We start from the raw sequence: 15,293 nt of genomic DNA on the forward strand, positions 1-15,293 counted from the left end.
TAGTAAAGTAGTGAAATCATCATAGTAAAGTGACTAACAGGATGAGCGAGCCTCTGGCTACCGAGAACTTGCTCGGCACCTACCTGCGAGACCGCCGCGGCAAGCTCGACCCGGCTGCCCTCGGCTTTCCCTCGGAGCGGCGCCGTACGTCCGGCCTGCGCCGCGAAGAAGTGGCGCAGCGCGCCAACATCAGCCCGACCTGGTACACATGGCTCGAACAGGGCCGGGGCGGCGCGCCCTCGCCCGACGTACTCGATCGGATCGCGCGCGCGCTCATGCTGACGGATATCGAGCGCGAGCACCTTTTCCTGCTCGGCCTCGGCCGCCCACCCGAAGTGCGCTACCGGAAGAACGACGACGTCACGCCGCGGCTGCAGCGTGTGCTCGACAAGTTGGACCCGAGCCCCGCCCTCATCAGGACTGCGACCTGGGACGTGATCGGCTGGAACCGGGCAGCCACCGTCATGCTTGGCGACTATGGCGCCCTGCCGCCGCATCGGCGCAATGTGCTGCGCACCATCTTCCTCGACCCGCGTGCCCGCGCTGTGCAGTACGACTGGGAGAGCGTGGCGCGCCACGTGGTGGGCGCGTTCCGTGCGGAAGCCGCGCGTGCAGGGGCCGCGGCGGCGGTGGAGCCTCTCGTCGACGAGCTTTGCCGGCTCAGTCCCGAGTTCAGGACGATGTGGCGCGATAACGACGTTCGAGGCGCCCATGGCGAAGCCATCAAACATATACGCCACCCGACGCTCGGCCCGCTCGCTTTCGAATATTCGGTCTTTGCGGTCGACGGACGAACAGACCTCAGCATGGTGGTCTACAACCCGGCGACACCGGAGGACGCTGACAAAATCAGGTCCATGATGGAACGGCGGTGAGGTGGCCTCTTATGTCTTGATTGCTTTCAAGGCTTCTTCGCACCAGCCATCAACGCGCGATGCTGTACATCGGTCTCATCGTCCGCCGGATACATGCACTCGATGCGCAACTCCTGCGTCGCGATGGTCTGCGGTGTGCCGACCGTGGTCACCATCGAGAAATAGTTGAGCGTGCAGCCGTCCTTGACGAAGCTCAGCGGGATCACCGGCAGTGTCGGTTCCGGTATCGACGCGTCGGTCAGCTTCAGGGCATCCTCCACTTCGGGATAGGCCATCAGCGTGGTGAGCAGACCCCGGGTGCGTTCGTCGATCACGTGTCCTACCGACTCGCGATGCACGCGCTGGATGAGGCTCATCGCGGTGCGATCCCAGTGCGCGATGAAGGGGCGCATGCCGGCGGGATCGAACATCAGGTGCAGCAGGTTGCGCGGCTTCGGTCGCGCCTCGAGATCGATGAACGCGTTGAAGAAACGCGGTGCCGATGCGTTCGTCATGAACACGTTCCAGTAGCGGTCCATCACCACCGCGGGGAAGGGCTCGTGCTGGCGCAACACGCGCTCCAGCGCGGCGTGCACGCTCTTCATCTCGTCGGCGTTCCATGCATCCTCGCCGTAGATCGGCGCGAAACCCGCAGCCAGCAGCAGGCGGTTGCGATCGCGAAACGGCACTTCCAGTCCCTGCGCGATATTCATCAAGGTCTGCCGGCTCGGCGCACTGCGGCCGCTTTCGATGAAACTGAGGTGGCGCTGGGACACGCCGGTATCCAGCGACAATTCGATCTGGCTCTTGCCGCGTGTGCCGCGCCAGTAACGAAGAAGTTCGCCCAGTTCGCCGCCGACCGCGGCTTCAGTTGGTCGGGTAGTCATGGGATATCACCTGGGTCATCCGTTCAAAGGAATCAACGCCGGATGGATCATGCGATGCCCGAGTGCATGCCGGGAAACGAATGCATGCACACCGGCATCGCATGATCCACCGCGTTGCATCAGAACGCGGTCGGGCCGACCGAACCGAGCCAGCGACGGACCTTGGCGGGGTCCTTCTCGTCCATGTAGAAAAAGTGCGTCATCGTCGGTCGCACGACCGGCAGCGCCGGATCGTCGAAGGTCATCCGCACCTTGCCATGGAATACCTTGATCGAGCCGCCGTCCCAGTATTCCACGACGTCGTGGTGGGCGGTGAAGCCGCGATCGATGAACTGGCGAAGATTCTCGCGAATGGTGTCACGGCCGTGCCAGTCGGCTACACCGAGGTTACAGACGGCATCGTGCGCGAAACAGTCAAAACCCTTGCCGAAGGTCTTGTCGTCGATCTCCATCCAGAAATCGAGCAGCCACTGCGGCGGGTCTTTGCGGGTGAAAGTCATCGTGGTCATCGCATCTCTCCTGAGTATCTGGATAGGCGCCTGACAAGGCGCCTGGAGTTACCCGAATGTCAGTCGATGCGCATCGTTTCGTCGGGTGCGGTGTCACTATCGGTGACATGCTGCCTGCCAGCAATGACGTGCGAGGTAATAAAAGACGCGTCGAATTCAGGTCTCAGTCGATCCTCGATGCACTCGTTCGTCGCTTGGAAGAAGATAACCATACCGACCCCCGCCGAGGAGACACCCATGTCCTACATCGATGGTTTCGTGATCGCCGTATCCAACGCCAACCGCGAGCGGTTCATTGGGCACGCCAGGACCTTTGACCCCATTTTTATGGAGTTCGGCGCCACACGGGTGGTGGAATGCTGGGGCGACGATGTGCCCGAAGGCAAGCTCACCGATTTCCGTCGCGCCGTGCAGGCAGAAAAAGACGAATCCGTGGTGTTCTCCTGGATCGAATGGCCCGACAAGGCTACCCGCGATGCCGGCATGGAGAAGTTCATGAAAGATCCGCGCCTGGATGCAGCCGGCGACGTGCCCTTCGACGGCAAACGCATGATCTTCGGCGGTTTCGCGCCAGTGGTAAGCCTGTCGGCGTATTGATGGCGCCGACAGGCCTCTTCGAAACCCGGGGTCAGACAGTGTTTTGCGCGGGGATCATGGCGATGCGTGGGCCGGTATGCGATCCGCCAGCACCAGGTCCGCGGTCTGCGCGTTGCCATTGCGCTGGAATGCGACAGCGACATGCGTGCCAGACGGAAGCTCGCGCCACTGCCGACGCCAGTCGGTCAACGATTTTGTGGAAACCGCGGCATGACCGATCGCGGTAACACGGTCCCCCACACGCATGCCGGCACGCTCGGCGGCACTGCCCTGTGCGACATCAACAATCTTCAATGCATCGCCATCGGCGAACAGCCACAGTCCACTGCGATCGAAAAGGTCGGGTTTGCCGAAATCCGCGTTCGGTGCGAGATACATCTTCCGGTTCGCGTAATCGAACGTCACCGTGAAGCGGTGCAAGGCGCCGCCACCAAGGTTGCCGGCGACATTCGGATCGCTGAATGCGCCCTTGTCGCTGATGGAGAGATCGCCAGCGATGTCTTTGACAGCGAGTGCACCGAGCTTCAACGTGCCGAAGCGCGCCGGCCGCCCGCGCGCCGCGCCGCCTACGCCCCAGCCGACCACCGCTTCGGGCGAGGCGACATATTTCGCGACCAGACCGTGTGAACGCACGAAGGGCGAGCTTAACGTGAGGGAATCGCGCGAACCGGTATCGACGGTGAGCACGACAGGCATGCCATCGAGCTCGCCCGAAATCTCCGGGGTCGTGCCAGCGAGCTTGAAGTCCAGCGCTGCCGCACCCACCGGTGGCTCGAATTTCTTCGGGTCGACCAGGGTCAACACTTTGTTCGCATAGTCGATCTGTACGACGAAGCGGCGGAACATCTCGTAACCGACCAGGCCGTCGATCGGCATGCCCTCGATCTGCGGCAGATTGCCCAGGTCGACCACGTAGAACATCGGATCGGAAAGCGTTGCCTCACCCACACGCACCTGCTTTCCCCTCGCGAAGGCCAGGTCGGTCGGATTCTCGCCCGCACCATTGACCGCCATGCGGCCGGCGCTGGCGAGTCCGAATTTCTTCGCCGCCGCGGGTGTCAGCAGGCTGATGCCGCCGGTATCGACGAGGAATCTTGCCGGCTTGCCATCGACAGCCCCATCGACATAGATGTGATTGTTGACCAGCTCGAACGGCACCTTGCTGATGCCGCTCGAGTTGTCGATGTGCGCAGTCGCAGCCATCGAAGGCACCGCGAAATCGCGGTCGGCGACTGTGACGTTCGCGTCGACGCGATCGAACTGCACTTCGTGGTGATTGCGCGGATCGGTACGGCCGGCGGCATCGGCCTGGTCGTCGGCGATGTGGAATGGAAGGCGGACACCATCGACATTGCGGTAGTCATCGAACGTCGTCGTGAGCGTGTCTCCACCCATCTTCCGCACGCTTCGCGCCAGCAGGCCGGTGTCGGCCGCAAACCAGAGCATCACTGGATTGCCACCCTCCGGTGTCGCGTCGACGACGTTGTACTGCTTGCCGTTGATTTCATGCGTTTCCACCTTGCCGTACGTCGCGTGGCCACGCTTCGGATACCAGAATGCGGACGCGTTCAGCCATGCATCGCTACGTGCGCTGCGTACGGCGTCAGGGTCGTCGATTACCGCAACTTCGCCGCCGGGAGAACGCGACCACGCATGCGTGCCGTCGTAGCCATCGGCCCCATCGATCGGGCCGATCGTGTAGCTGTCGCTGGAACGGCCAGTCAGCAGATCCTCGGTCTGGTGGAATTTACCCTTGAGGCCACCCGCGCTGAGGCTTCCTGCGCTTTGCAGCGAATGCAGGCTATCCCAACGCGCGCCACCGCTCGCGGCCTTGTAACGTGCGAACACCGCGTTTGCATCCTCGCCCTGCGCCGCTGTGGCGAGTAACAGCGCGATCGTGCCAGTCAGCACCGATGCCACCATTCTTCTGGTCATGCCCGTCTCCGTCATAGGGTGGTCTGCCGCTTGTATGGCGGCAATCTACATTGAATAATTCATCATAATTTCAACAAAGGCAACCCAACCGATGGCACAGAAAAAGACAACGAGTGGCATCGTCGAGGATGCGAAAAGGATCGCTGTGTTGTCGACCCCGATCCGGATCGAGCTGGTCACGGCGATCCAGGCGCTGGGCGGCGTAGCGACGGTGGCTGAGCTCGCGATGCAGCTCGGCCGATCCGCCGACGGGCTTTACTACCATTTGCGCACGCTTGTGCGTGGCGGTTTGCTGGAGGAAATCATCGATGCCGACGCGCGCCGCTATCGCCTGGTAACGGCTCCCGGGGAACGCATGCGCCTGCGCTACAAGCCCGGCGCGACCGCGAATGCAAAAGCCGTTGCGCGCGTCGCCGCCAGCATGTCGCGACTCGCGCAGCGCGATTTCGTGCGCGCACTGGCCAATTCCGACACGATCGTCGAAGGACCAGCACGCGAACTATGGGTGGCACGACTTCGAGGCTGGGCCGATCCTGCTGATTTGTTGGAAGTGAATCGCCTGCTGCAGCGCCTGTCCGACTTGCTGCTTGGCACGCGCCCAAAGCCGGACGGCAAACTCGTCGCATTCCACTGGATCCTCGCGCCTATCGACGCGAAACCCGCACGGCGCGACGCAGCAGCCAATTCGGCGCATCGTCGAGCACCGACGGATAGCGCGATTGCAAAGAATCCGTCGGTCTCTCGGAAGCGGCACACCTGACGCGCTTTACCTCACACGGCCCCTTTCCTCTGACACCTTCTTTAACCGATGCCCTCACGCATGGGCGCCAATCGTCGCCAGCTCGCCCAACGCATCCTTGTCGAGCCGGATCGTTGCGGCGGCCAGGTTCTCGCGCAAGTGCACCAATGAGGACGTACCCGGGATCAGCAGGATGTTGGGTGCGCGTGCCAGCAACCATGCCAGCGCCACCTGCATCGGGGTTTCGCCCAATCGGCGTGCCACGTCGGACAAGACGTCCGACTGTAGCGGGGTGAAGCCACCCAACGGGAAGAATGGTACGTAGGCGATGCCGTGACGGCCGAGTTCGTCGATCAACGCGTCATCCTCGCGGTGAGCGAGGTTGTAATGGTTCTGCACGCAGACCACCTCGGCGATGCCGCGCGCCTCGGCCACCTGCGTCGCGGTGACATTGCTCAGGCCCAGGTGCCGGATCAGGCCGCGTTGCTGCAGTTCCGCCAGCGCGGTGAACTGCCTCGCGATCGAGCCTTCGGCTGGCGCATGCACGTCGCCCATGACGCGCAGATTCACCACGTCCAGCGCGTCCACGCCGAGGTTGCGCAGGTTGTCGTGCACTGCTGACGTCAATTCGGCCGGACTCTGCGCGGGGTTCCACGACGCGTCGGCGCCGCGCAGTGCGCCCACCTTGGTGACGATCACCAGATCATCCGGATACGGATGCAGCGCTTCGTGGATCAGCTGGTTGGTCACATGCGGACCATAGAAGTCGCTGGTGTCGATGTGATTCACGCCACTCGCCACCGCCTCGCGCAGCACCGCCAGCGCGGCATCGCGATCCTTCGGTGGGCCGAACACGCCGGAGCCGGCCAGTTGCATGGCGCCATAGCCCATGCGGTTCACCGCGCGACCACCCAGGGCAAACGTGTCCGCCTTCGTGAAGTTGCTCATGTCGTTCTCCAGGCAAGTGGCGGCCGGTGTGCCGCCATGCATGCACTGTACGCACATGCCGCTTGCCTGATAATCCGGTGTAATCGGCACGGGCTGTACGGAATTTCGAACAATGGATGCAAATCTGCGCGATCTGTTTGCGTTTCTGGCCGTGGTGCGCGCGGGCGGCTTCCGCGAGGGTGCTCGCGCCAGCGGAATGTCGGCCTCGCGGCTGAGCGAGAGCGTGCAGCGCCTGGAAACCCGGCTGGGTGTACGCCTGCTCCACCGCACCACACGCAGCGTTTCGCCCACCGAGGCCGGCGCACGACTAGCCGAACGGCTGTTCCCCGCGCTGGGCGAAGTGGAAGCGGCGCTCGACGTGGTCAACCACGACCGCGCCCGCCCAGCCGGCACGCTCAAGCTCAATGTACCGGCCACCGTGGCGCGGCTGGTGCTGCCGGCTATCGTGACGCCGTTCCTGAAAACCTATCCTGACATCCGCCTGGATGTCATCGTCGAAGACAGCTATGTGGACATGCTTGCTGCCGGCTGCGACGCCGGCATCCGCTACGACGAGCGGCTGGAGAAGGACATGATCGCCGTGCCGATCGGGCCGCGCATCCAGCGCATGGCCACGGCCGCCGCGCCGGCGTATCTCGAGACGCATGGCCGGCCGCAGCACCCGCGCGACCTGCTCGCCCACGCCTGCCTGCGCGGGCAGTTCGCCAGCGGCACCATTCCTACCTGGGAATTCGAGCGCGACGGCGACATCGTGCGCGTCGATCCCACCGGCCCATTGCTGGTGCGCCTCGGTGCGGCAGTGGACCTGGCAGTCGCCGCGGCGGTCGAGGGCCTGGGCATCATCCACCTGTTCGAAGCCTGGCTGCAGCCGCACCTGGATAGCGGCGCGCTCGAACCCGTGCTCGAACCCTGGTGGCAGGACTTTAGCGGTCCGTACCTCTATTACTCCGGTCGCCGCCACCTGCCCACACCGCTGCGGGCGTTCGTGGATTTCGTGAAAGCGGCGGAAGGGGATGGAAGTTGAGGTGACTTGATTGCCTCTGGCCCCTGCTTTCCAAGATAAGAGGCTCTGACAGGGGGTACGCTCTCAATTCCCCCGTTGAATGGAGAAGACCAAATGACCCGCATCCTGTTTGTCGGCCAGAAGCCGGAGACCGTGGATTTTTCCGACCCGTCGCTTCCCCCTGGCTTTGATGCCGACAAGATCAACGCCGGTATCGCCGTTGCAGTCACCAAGATCCAGGAACGCGGATGGCAGGGCGACACGTGCATGATCACACCCGACGAAGCCGGCATCTCCACACTCGAAAAACAACTGAAGAGCGCTACCTATGACTGTGTGGTGATCGGCGGTGGCCTCAGAATTCCGCCGAAAAGCCTGCCACTGTTCGAGGCGGTGGTGAACATTGTCCATAAGGCAGCGCCGGGCGCGACCATCGCGTTCAACACGCGCCCGGAGGACACTGCCGACGCCGCGGCCCGCCAGCTTCATCCTGGCTGACATACGACATATCGTCGACAGGAAAACCTCGAGTGAAGTGCCCTTCCTTTCTCTTGGAAGTGGAAGGGCGCTAAAAATCGTCTCTGGTTGATAACGAAACCTACCTGCCGAAAAGCGAAAGAGGGCATATTCATTTATCCATCCGCAGCAGATGAACCTGATTCTCTTGTTGGGGTAAGTTCGATTCCCTGAGCTGCTCCAGCCTTAGACTGTCCTGCCGAGCTTCTGGAGATTTCACATGCGCAGCCTGGACTTCAGTTCGTGGCATACGCTTCTTACGACCATGCTCGGACTGTCGCTGATCACGCTGATTGGCGTTGGCATACGACTGCTGGCCATGCACGCGATCCAGCAGCGGCGCGAACGCGATAACCGCCAGATCAACGAGCGCCTGCGCACGCTCATTGCGGCATACAAGACACTGGGCGGCTCGTTCACCGGCAATCTCGCGGTCGACCCCAGCCACATGCGCGACCTGCGGCAACGTCACGAACAATCGCTTGCCGACGCGGCCAATCACGCCCCAACCGAATACGCCACGATGGTGTCAGCCTCTGCTGCGTCGTTGTCCAACGGCGAACGCCCGCGACGCATACGCGACGCTGTCGAAGCCGCCCTGTCCGACATCATCCTGCTTGGCACGGAGGATCAGGTGCGGATGGCCGCAAAGGCTGCCACCGAACTGGCTGAAGGGCGCCCTACCCACACCGCTGAACTGGTGACATCGCTGCGCGATTTCATTCGCCAGGTGCTGGACCTGGAACCCATTCCGCCAACACTGTCCATTCCCATGCAGGGACCGACCCGTATCGCCGCAACGCGGAGCAAGGGCGAAAGTGGTGGCAAGGGCGAATCCGGCGGTGGCGGCAGCAAGGGCGGCGGCGGATCAGGTGGTGGCATGGGGGGCAGCATGGGCATGGGCGCAAGCCACGCTGACGATGACGACACGGACCATCATCACTAGCCAAGTAAGCGGGCCCCCTCAGGTTCACTTTCCAGCAAGTTGCAAGTGAACCTGACCCCGTTTTCGAGGCAGACCTGCGCCGTCAGTGGCGTGAGCTATTGAACCTGCCCCGCCTCCATCAGCAGCGTCTTGGGTTCCAGGTAGGCGCTGATACCCCACTTCCCCATTTCGCGTCCCAACCCGGAATGCTTGAAGCCACCGAAGGGTGCGCGCGGCTCATGGGCGAGCGTGTTGATGAGCACCCGGCCTGCATCGATCTGGCGTGCCACGCGCTCGCAGCGCTGCAGGTCCCTGCCGAACACGACGGCGCTCAAGCCATAGCGCGTGTCGTTGGCGATCGCGACGGCATCGGCTTCGTCCTCATAGGGAATGATGGTGAGCACGGGTCCGAAGATTTCCTCGCGCGCAATGCGCATCTGGTTGCTGGCCCTGGTGAAGATGGTGGGTTTGACGAACCAGCCCGCATGCAAGCCATCGGGGCGACCTTCACCGCCGGCGAGCAGGGTTGCGCCTTCTTCCAGGCCGATGCGTATGTAGTCCTGCACGCGCTCCCATTGCCTGGCGCTCACCATCGGGCCGATCTCGGTATCGGCTTCACGCGGATCACCCGACTTGATGTGCGAGACAGCTTCTTTCGCGGCTTGCTCGAACTCCGCGAGCCGCTGGCGCGGCACCAGGATGCGCGTGCCCGCGATGCAGGCCTGGCCGCTATTGAGGAAGCCCGCAAGAAGCACAAGCGGCATGATGCTGGTGAAGTCCGCATCGTCGAGCACCACGGTGGGCGACTTGCCGCCAAGCTCCAGCGTCACGCGCTTCATCGTGGCCGCACCGGCACTCACCAGATGCTGGCCCACCGCAGATGATCCGGTGAATGAAATCTTGGCGATATCCGGGTTGCTCGACATCTCCTCGCCGACCACGTCACCGCGGCCGTTGACGATATTGAACACGCCCTTGGGGAGGCCCGCTTCGTGCAAGGCTTCGGCCACAATCCGTGTCTGCATCGCACTCATCTCACTGGGCTTGATCACGGCCGTGCAGCCCGCGGCCAGCGCAGTGGCGAGCTTGTTGCAGATGAAGCCGGCATTGCTGTTCCATGGCGTGATCAGGCCCGCGACACCCACCGGCGTCAAGATCACGCGGGCCATGCCGGCCTGCTCTTCGAACGCGAAGGATTCGAGCGCTGCCATGGCCTGGGCGATGACATCCGCGGGATAGGATGCCATCCAGCGCGAGCGCTGGGATGGCGCGCCGTATTCGAGCACGATCGCCTGCATCAGATCGTCTTCCCGCGCGGCGATGGCCTTGTGCATGCGCCCGAGCGCGGCGAGGCGTTCTTCGCGCGTGGTGTGCGACCACCCGGGCAACGCGGCCTTGGCCGCGGCAATCGCGCGGCGCATATCGTGCTCGTCGCCCAGGCGTACCTGGCCAATGACTTCTTCGGTGCTCGGATTATGAAGATCAAACCATTCCTGGCCGTGCGGGATGACGAACTCGCCGTCGATGTAGATGTGTTCGATGCGTTGCATGTCGGTTTCCTCATTGCGCCGGTTGTGGCAGCTGTGCGACGCAGTCTAGGAGTACATTACTGTGCTTATAAGCCGTCCTATGACGGATGAAGCATCCCGAAAATCAGGATAGTTATGCACCGCACAGGAATGACCGAACTCGAAGTGGTCCTGGCCGTTACGCGCTGCAACAGCTTTCGCGGTGCTGCGCGGGAGCTGAACATGTCCACCACCGCCGTGAGCAGCGCGGTGGCCGGGCTGGAGGCGCGATTGCACGTGCGCCTGTTCAACCGTTCGACGCGCAGCGTGGCCCTGACCGACGCGGGCCGGCGATACGTGGAGCGCATCACGCCGGCGCTGGCGGAGATCCAGCGCGCCAACGAAGAAGCTGCCACCGAGCCCGATGCCCCCAGCGGCACCTTGCGCATCAGCGCGCCGCAGGCAGCGGCCTTCTTGCTGCTGGAGCCGCTGTTCAGCCACTACGCGCAGCGCTACCCCCAGATGCGCATCGACATCGCGAGCGAGTCACGCATGATCGACATCGTTGCCGAAGGCTTCGATGCGGGCATCCGTCTCGCCGAATCCGTACCGCAGGACATGATCGCCGTGCCGCTCTCCCGCGACCTCCGCATGCTCGTCGTGGCAACGCCTGACTACCTGGCGCGCAACGGCACGCCCAAGCATCCGCGCGATCTGCTCAAGCACCAGAGCATCGGCATGCGCATGTCGCACGGCGGCATCTATCACTGGGAACTGGAGCGCAAGGGCCAGAAGCTGCAGATGGATCTGCCTGTGCGCATGGCTCTCAACGAGATGCTGGCCATCAAGCAAGCGGTGCTGCAGGGGCTCGGTATCGGTTTCATCTCGGAATGGTTCATTGAACAGGAACTGCTATCCGGCGCGCTGGTGCCCGTCCTCGTTCCTTGGTGCCAACCGTTCGCCGGCCTCCGGCTTTACTACTCGGGCCGCAGGTTCGTACCTGCGCGATTGCGCGCGCTGATCGAGCTGATTCATGAGCTGCACCTGGCCACGAGTCCTTCGCGGGTGCTACAGGCAGGCTGAGTGGCGTGAAGGCTATCGCGTCCTGTTACACGTGCAGAATCTGCGGAGCATGTCGGGGCGATGCACCACCAGGTTTTCCGGCTGCCTCGCGCCCAGGCAAAATGCACTCTGGCCTTTTGCGTGGCCCAAAACCGGCGTGTCGCCGGTACTTCGTGCGTGCGATCGCTTACGCCAGCAGCATGCTGCCGACAGTCATCGCGCAAATCAGCACGCAGGCACCGAACAGGCTTTGCAGCAGCAGGGTTTCGTATTTGAATTTCATGGCAGTTCTCCATCGAGTGAGAAAACGAAGCTTTCGAGAATAGATATGGCAAACACCGTGCCAATGCCATCACGCCTTGAAAACTGCACTCCCATGCCGTTTTTGATTGATCATCGAAAGCGAACAATCCGTCCGCGGACACTTCACGCGGACATCGGACGCAGCGGACACACCACAGAATGCGGCGCCATTCGACAGAAGTTCAGGTGCACTCTTGCGCGATGAGGTAAATCAAACCCTCGCCACACTTGGCAACAGCGTTCACGGTGACCGCCACGACATGGTCATCCACCCGACAGGCGAGCCGGCATGGATGTGTCGATCCGTGTGCCCGTCGCTCGTCGTAAAGAACCCCCCGCTCCCCCGAACCAGGAGAAACCCACATGGTCAGCAAGAACACGATTTGCCTCTGGTATGACGGCACCGCCCTGGACGCCGCGACGTTCTACGCCAAGACGTTTCCGGACAGCGCCGTGGGCGCTGTCCAACGTGCGCCAGGTGACTATCCCGCCGGCAAGCAGGGCGACGTTCTGACGGTCGAGTTCAGTGTCATGGGCATCCCGTGTCTGGGATTGAACGGCGGCCCCGCGTTCCAGCACGACGAGGCGTTCTCGTTCCAGGTGGCGACCGACGACCAGGCCGAAACCGACCGCCTGTGGAACGCGATCATCGACAACGGTGGTCAGGCCAGCGCCTGCGGCTGGTGCAAAGACACGTGGGGTCTGTCCTGGCAGATCACCCCACGTGCCCTGATGGACGCGATCACCGACCCTGATCCCGCCGCCGCCAAGCGCGCGTTCGACGCCATGATGGGGATGACGAAGATCGACATCGCCGCGATCGAGGCCGCACGGCGCGGTTGACGAACGCCCGCTCCTGCCCGGATCGGATCCGGAGGGCCGAAGACTGCATGCGGGGATAGGCCGCACCTCACATCATCGCAACCAACAACGCAAAGGAGAAATCCGCGAGCAAACAAATATTCATCAACCTCCCGGTCGCCGACCTCCCGAAATCACAGGCCTTCTTCAAGGCACTCGGCTTTTCACAAAACCTGCAGTTCACCGACGACACTGGCACGTGCATCGTCGTCAGCGACACGATTTCTGTCATGTTGCTTACGCACGCCAGGTTTCGTGACCTCACGCCCAGAGCCATCTGCGACACGAGCAAGGCCGTCGAAGTCTTGCTCAACCTCCGTTGTGAGAGTCGTGATGAGGCAGATGGCCTCGTTGCGAAAGCGCTCGCCGCGGGCGGTTCGACCCACGACGAGCCGGAAGATTACGGCTTCATGTACTCGCATAGCTTTGTCGACCCAGACGGCCATGGGTGGGGGCTCTTCCACATGAATGCCATGCCGGCAAAGAAGTGACCAGCATGTTCAAACACGATGGCCATGCGGCCTGGCAACCGCTTGCACCGGATGCTCAACCGGCGGCGCTTCGACTCCGCTCGCGGCACGGGCTACGCTCAGCGCGAACGGTTGGGAGTCGGATTGCTTCCAAGTAAGTGCCATTCCACTCTGCCCCCTTTTCTATGGCCTCATGCAATCCCCGGAGACTTCCCATGATCCCCACCATCACCGCCTTTGAAAATTCGCCCGATCGTGGCAGGGGACTCGCACGTGACATGCGCGTTCGCTGGGCGCTGGAAGAAGTGGGCCAGCCTTACGAGGTTCGTCTTGTTTCGTTCAGTGCGGTAAAGGAACCCGCGCATCGTGCGCTGCATCCCTTCGGGCAGATTCCCACGTATGAAGAAGGCGATCTCGCCCTGTTCGAGTCGGGGGCCATCGTGTTGCATATCGCGGAGCGTCATGCGGGGCTGCTGCCGAATGATGCCAATGCCCGGGCACACGCGATCACATGGATGTTTGCCGCAGTCAACACAGTGGAGCCGCCGATCCTTGAACTCGTAACTGCGAAGTTTCTGGAGGGCGACAAACCCTGGTCCGAACAGCGCCTGCCGCTCATCAAGGATCGCATCCGCGCCCGGCTGGGCGAACTGTCCGATCGCCTTGGCGATGCCGACTGGCTCGATGGTGCGTTCAGCGCGGGCGACCTGATGATGGTGGGGGTGTTGCTCAGGCTGAAGCCATCGGGCCTGCTGGACGAGTACCCGAACCTCGCCGCCTACGTTGCCCGCGGCGAAGCACGACCCGCGTTCAAGCGTGCGTTCGCTGATCAATTGGCGGTGTTCACCAGCAGGCATCCGAACGGATGACAAAGGTCCGCTCCGAATCGTTGGTTCAACGTATCCAGACAAAGGGCAGAATCGACTTTCCAGAGCCGAACGTTCAATGAAAGTGCGCTCTGTTTCCCAACGCATCGCCCGAGAACCCGAATGGCAAAAATCGTTATCTACGGCGCTGGCTTGATTGGTTGCTATGTCGGTGGACGGCTGCTTGCCGGAGGCAGCGACGTCAGTTTCATTGGGCATGCGCGCGTCACCGGCCAATTGCGCAATCAAGGCCTCACGCTGTCGCGGTACGACGAAAGCCGCTGGCATGTGCCCCCGGAGCGGATCGAGGTGTCGACGGACCCTGCGACGGCGGCCAGAGCGGATCTCGTGCTGGTGACCGTCAAGTCCACCGCGACAGCCACGGCCGCGGCAGAACTGGCGAACGTGCTTCGCGCCGGCACGATCGTCGTGAGTTTCCAGAACGGCATCGGCAACGCGGACGTACTGCGCGCTGCCCTGCCGCAGAGCACGGTGCTGGAGGGGATGGTGCCATTCAATGTCGTCGAACGCGGCCCTGGTGCATTTCATCAAGGCTCAGCGGGCGAACTGGAGATCAGGCATGCGCCGGCCATGCAGCCGTTCGTTGACGCGTTCAGCAAGGCCGGGCTACCGCTGATCCAGCATGCTGATATGTTGCCGGTGCAGTGGGCGAAGCTGCTGCTCAATCTCAACAATGCCATCAACGCGCTGGCGAACCGGCCTTTGAAGGAGGAGCTCTCGCAACGCGCCTACCGGATCTGCCTCGGCATGGCGCAGAAAGAAGCGTTGGCGCTTCTGAAGCGCGCCGGCATACGACCAGCCAGGCTCACGCCGCTTCCGGCCACCTGGGTACCGCGTGTTCTCGGCGTACCCGATGCATGGTTCGAGCGGCTGGGCCGCAGGATGCTGACGATCGATCCGCTCGCGCGATCATCGATGTCGGACGACCTGGCGGCGGGGCGCGCCACGGAAATCGACTGGATAAACGGAGAGGTCGTGCGCCTCGCCAAACGTCTTGGGCAAACAGCACCAGTGAACGAACGGCTATGCGAACTCGTGCGAGAAGCCGAACGTGCCGACGTGCGCCTTTCATGGTCGGGCGAAGCGCTGCTGGCGGAGATGCGGGCTGCAACCGGCGCATCTTCGTAAGCGGGCCATAGCCACTTCGCGCCCTCTTACCCGGACAAAATCGAACAGGTGCACGTGGCTCCGAGCGTGGCCCGTTATCGCTCCAAGGCTGGCCAGGCTCGCCACACAACTTGCCCGGCATCGCCAACCAGCCGAGCTTTCGACTGAAGGTCGCTGGTCGA

Annotated in this window: 16 protein-coding genes; 11 read left to right on the forward strand and 5 right to left on the reverse strand. The window is 62.7% G+C overall.

Features of this window, described 5'->3' with window-relative positions:
- Positions 1-41 precede the first annotated feature (41 nt).
- Positions 42-875, forward strand: coding sequence for a helix-turn-helix transcriptional regulator (locus GSQ75_RS13570; RefSeq protein WP_158755397.1), 834 nt, complete (start codon positions 42-44; stop codon positions 873-875).
- A gap of 26 nt (positions 876-901) precedes the next feature.
- Here GSQ75_RS13570 and GSQ75_RS13575 read toward each other — a convergent pair whose 3' ends face one another.
- Both GSQ75_RS13575 and GSQ75_RS13580 read right to left on the reverse strand, forming a co-directional pair.
- Complete coding sequence (locus GSQ75_RS13575; protein ID WP_158755398.1) at positions 902-1,741, reverse strand: helix-turn-helix transcriptional regulator; 840 nt, start codon at positions 1,739-1,741, stop codon at positions 902-904.
- A 119-nt stretch (positions 1,742-1,860) separates the two neighbouring features.
- Complete coding sequence (locus GSQ75_RS13580; RefSeq protein ID WP_158755399.1) at positions 1,861-2,250, reverse strand: nuclear transport factor 2 family protein; 390 nt, start codon at positions 2,248-2,250, stop codon at positions 1,861-1,863.
- Positions 2,251-2,487: 237 nt separating this feature from the next.
- Between GSQ75_RS13580 and GSQ75_RS13585 the strand changes: the two genes are divergently transcribed.
- Entirely contained in the window at positions 2,488-2,847 is a 360-nt protein-coding gene (locus GSQ75_RS13585) for a DUF1428 domain-containing protein (protein ID WP_158755776.1), read from the forward strand.
- Positions 2,848-2,901: 54 nt separating this feature from the next.
- Here the strand turns inward: GSQ75_RS13585 and GSQ75_RS13590 are convergent, their stop codons facing one another.
- Positions 2,902-4,782: an aspartyl protease family protein gene (locus tag GSQ75_RS13590; RefSeq protein WP_158755400.1), complete on the reverse strand. Its 1,881-nt coding sequence runs from the start codon at positions 4,780-4,782 to the stop codon at positions 2,902-2,904.
- A gap of 91 nt (positions 4,783-4,873) precedes the next feature.
- Between GSQ75_RS13590 and GSQ75_RS13595 the strand changes: the two genes are divergently transcribed.
- Positions 4,874-5,542: a helix-turn-helix domain-containing protein gene (locus GSQ75_RS13595; RefSeq protein WP_158755401.1), complete on the forward strand. Its 669-nt coding sequence runs from the start codon at positions 4,874-4,876 to the stop codon at positions 5,540-5,542.
- Positions 5,543-5,596: 54 nt separating this feature from the next.
- Here the strand turns inward: GSQ75_RS13595 and GSQ75_RS13600 are convergent, their stop codons facing one another.
- Positions 5,597-6,469, reverse strand: coding sequence for an aldo/keto reductase family oxidoreductase (locus GSQ75_RS13600; RefSeq protein ID WP_158755402.1), 873 nt, complete (start codon positions 6,467-6,469; stop codon positions 5,597-5,599).
- Positions 6,470-6,602: 133 nt separating this feature from the next.
- On the opposite strand from GSQ75_RS13600, the gene GSQ75_RS13605 reads away from it, so the two are divergent.
- The 3 genes from GSQ75_RS13605 to GSQ75_RS13615 all read left to right on the forward strand — a co-directional run bounded on the left by GSQ75_RS13605 (position 6,603) and on the right by GSQ75_RS13615 (position 8,934).
- On the forward strand, positions 6,603-7,493 hold the full coding sequence (locus GSQ75_RS13605; protein ID WP_216840697.1) for a LysR family transcriptional regulator: 891 nt from the start codon (positions 6,603-6,605) through the stop codon (positions 7,491-7,493).
- A 93-nt stretch (positions 7,494-7,586) separates the two neighbouring features.
- Positions 7,587-7,970: a hypothetical protein gene (locus GSQ75_RS13610; protein WP_158755404.1), complete on the forward strand. Its 384-nt coding sequence runs from the start codon at positions 7,587-7,589 to the stop codon at positions 7,968-7,970.
- Between the two features lie 238 nt (positions 7,971-8,208).
- Positions 8,209-8,934, forward strand: coding sequence for a hypothetical protein (locus GSQ75_RS13615; RefSeq protein ID WP_158755405.1), 726 nt, complete (start codon positions 8,209-8,211; stop codon positions 8,932-8,934).
- A 95-nt stretch (positions 8,935-9,029) separates the two neighbouring features.
- Here the strand turns inward: GSQ75_RS13615 and GSQ75_RS13620 are convergent, their stop codons facing one another.
- Entirely contained in the window at positions 9,030-10,463 is a 1,434-nt protein-coding gene (locus tag GSQ75_RS13620; protein ID WP_158755406.1) for an aldehyde dehydrogenase family protein, read from the reverse strand.
- A 129-nt stretch (positions 10,464-10,592) separates the two neighbouring features.
- On the opposite strand from GSQ75_RS13620, the gene GSQ75_RS13625 reads away from it, so the two are divergent.
- The 5 genes from GSQ75_RS13625 to GSQ75_RS13645 all read left to right on the forward strand — a co-directional run bounded on the left by GSQ75_RS13625 (position 10,593) and on the right by GSQ75_RS13645 (position 15,132).
- The gene (locus tag GSQ75_RS13625) at positions 10,593-11,504 is read left to right on the forward strand and encodes a LysR family transcriptional regulator (protein WP_216840687.1); all 912 of its coding nucleotides are present in this window, start codon (positions 10,593-10,595) and stop codon (positions 11,502-11,504) included.
- Between the two features lie 645 nt (positions 11,505-12,149).
- A complete protein-coding gene (locus tag GSQ75_RS13630; RefSeq protein WP_158755408.1) occupies positions 12,150-12,629 on the forward strand; it encodes a VOC family protein in 480 nt (159 codons plus the stop codon).
- A gap of 122 nt (positions 12,630-12,751) precedes the next feature.
- Entirely contained in the window at positions 12,752-13,138 is a 387-nt protein-coding gene (locus GSQ75_RS19215) for a VOC family protein (RefSeq protein ID WP_343160925.1), read from the forward strand.
- A 194-nt stretch (positions 13,139-13,332) separates the two neighbouring features.
- Positions 13,333-13,986 carry a glutathione S-transferase family protein gene (locus GSQ75_RS13640; RefSeq protein ID WP_158755409.1) on the forward strand — a complete coding sequence of 218 codons (654 nt, stop codon included), beginning with the start codon at positions 13,333-13,335 and terminating at the stop codon, positions 13,984-13,986.
- Between the two features lie 120 nt (positions 13,987-14,106).
- On the forward strand, positions 14,107-15,132 hold the full coding sequence (locus GSQ75_RS13645) for a 2-dehydropantoate 2-reductase (RefSeq protein WP_158755410.1): 1,026 nt from the start codon (positions 14,107-14,109) through the stop codon (positions 15,130-15,132).
- Positions 15,133-15,293: the final 161 nt, after the last annotated feature.

Origin of the sequence: Dyella sp. S184, from assembly GCF_009766065.1 — a bacterium.
In the GTDB taxonomy this organism is placed as follows: domain Bacteria; phylum Pseudomonadota; class Gammaproteobacteria; order Xanthomonadales; family Rhodanobacteraceae; genus Rhodanobacter.

Coding starts and splice junctions, on each gene's coding strand:
- GSQ75_RS13570 (WP_158755397.1), top strand. CDS start 42: ATGAGCGAGCCTCTGGCTACCGAGAACTTGCTCGGCACCTACCTGCGA.
- GSQ75_RS13620 (WP_158755406.1), bottom strand. CDS start 10,463: ATGCAACGCATCGAACACATCTACATCGACGGCGAGTTCGTCATCCCG.
- GSQ75_RS13595 (WP_158755401.1), top strand. CDS start 4,874: ATGGCACAGAAAAAGACAACGAGTGGCATCGTCGAGGATGCGAAAAGG.
- GSQ75_RS13575 (WP_158755398.1), bottom strand. CDS start 1,741: ATGACTACCCGACCAACTGAAGCCGCGGTCGGCGGCGAACTGGGCGAA.
- GSQ75_RS13580 (WP_158755399.1), bottom strand. CDS start 2,250: ATGACCACGATGACTTTCACCCGCAAAGACCCGCCGCAGTGGCTGCTC.
- GSQ75_RS13615 (WP_158755405.1), top strand. CDS start 8,209: ATGCGCAGCCTGGACTTCAGTTCGTGGCATACGCTTCTTACGACCATG.
- GSQ75_RS13585 (WP_158755776.1), top strand. CDS start 2,488: ATGTCCTACATCGATGGTTTCGTGATCGCCGTATCCAACGCCAACCGC.
- GSQ75_RS13590 (WP_158755400.1), bottom strand. CDS start 4,782: ATGACCAGAAGAATGGTGGCATCGGTGCTGACTGGCACGATCGCGCTG.
- GSQ75_RS13645 (WP_158755410.1), top strand. CDS start 14,107: ATGGCAAAAATCGTTATCTACGGCGCTGGCTTGATTGGTTGCTATGTC.
- GSQ75_RS13600 (WP_158755402.1), bottom strand. CDS start 6,469: ATGAGCAACTTCACGAAGGCGGACACGTTTGCCCTGGGTGGTCGCGCG.
- GSQ75_RS13630 (WP_158755408.1), top strand. CDS start 12,150: ATGGTCAGCAAGAACACGATTTGCCTCTGGTATGACGGCACCGCCCTG.
- GSQ75_RS13625 (WP_216840687.1), top strand. CDS start 10,593: ATGACCGAACTCGAAGTGGTCCTGGCCGTTACGCGCTGCAACAGCTTT.
- GSQ75_RS13610 (WP_158755404.1), top strand. CDS start 7,587: ATGACCCGCATCCTGTTTGTCGGCCAGAAGCCGGAGACCGTGGATTTT.
- GSQ75_RS13640 (WP_158755409.1), top strand. CDS start 13,333: ATGATCCCCACCATCACCGCCTTTGAAAATTCGCCCGATCGTGGCAGG.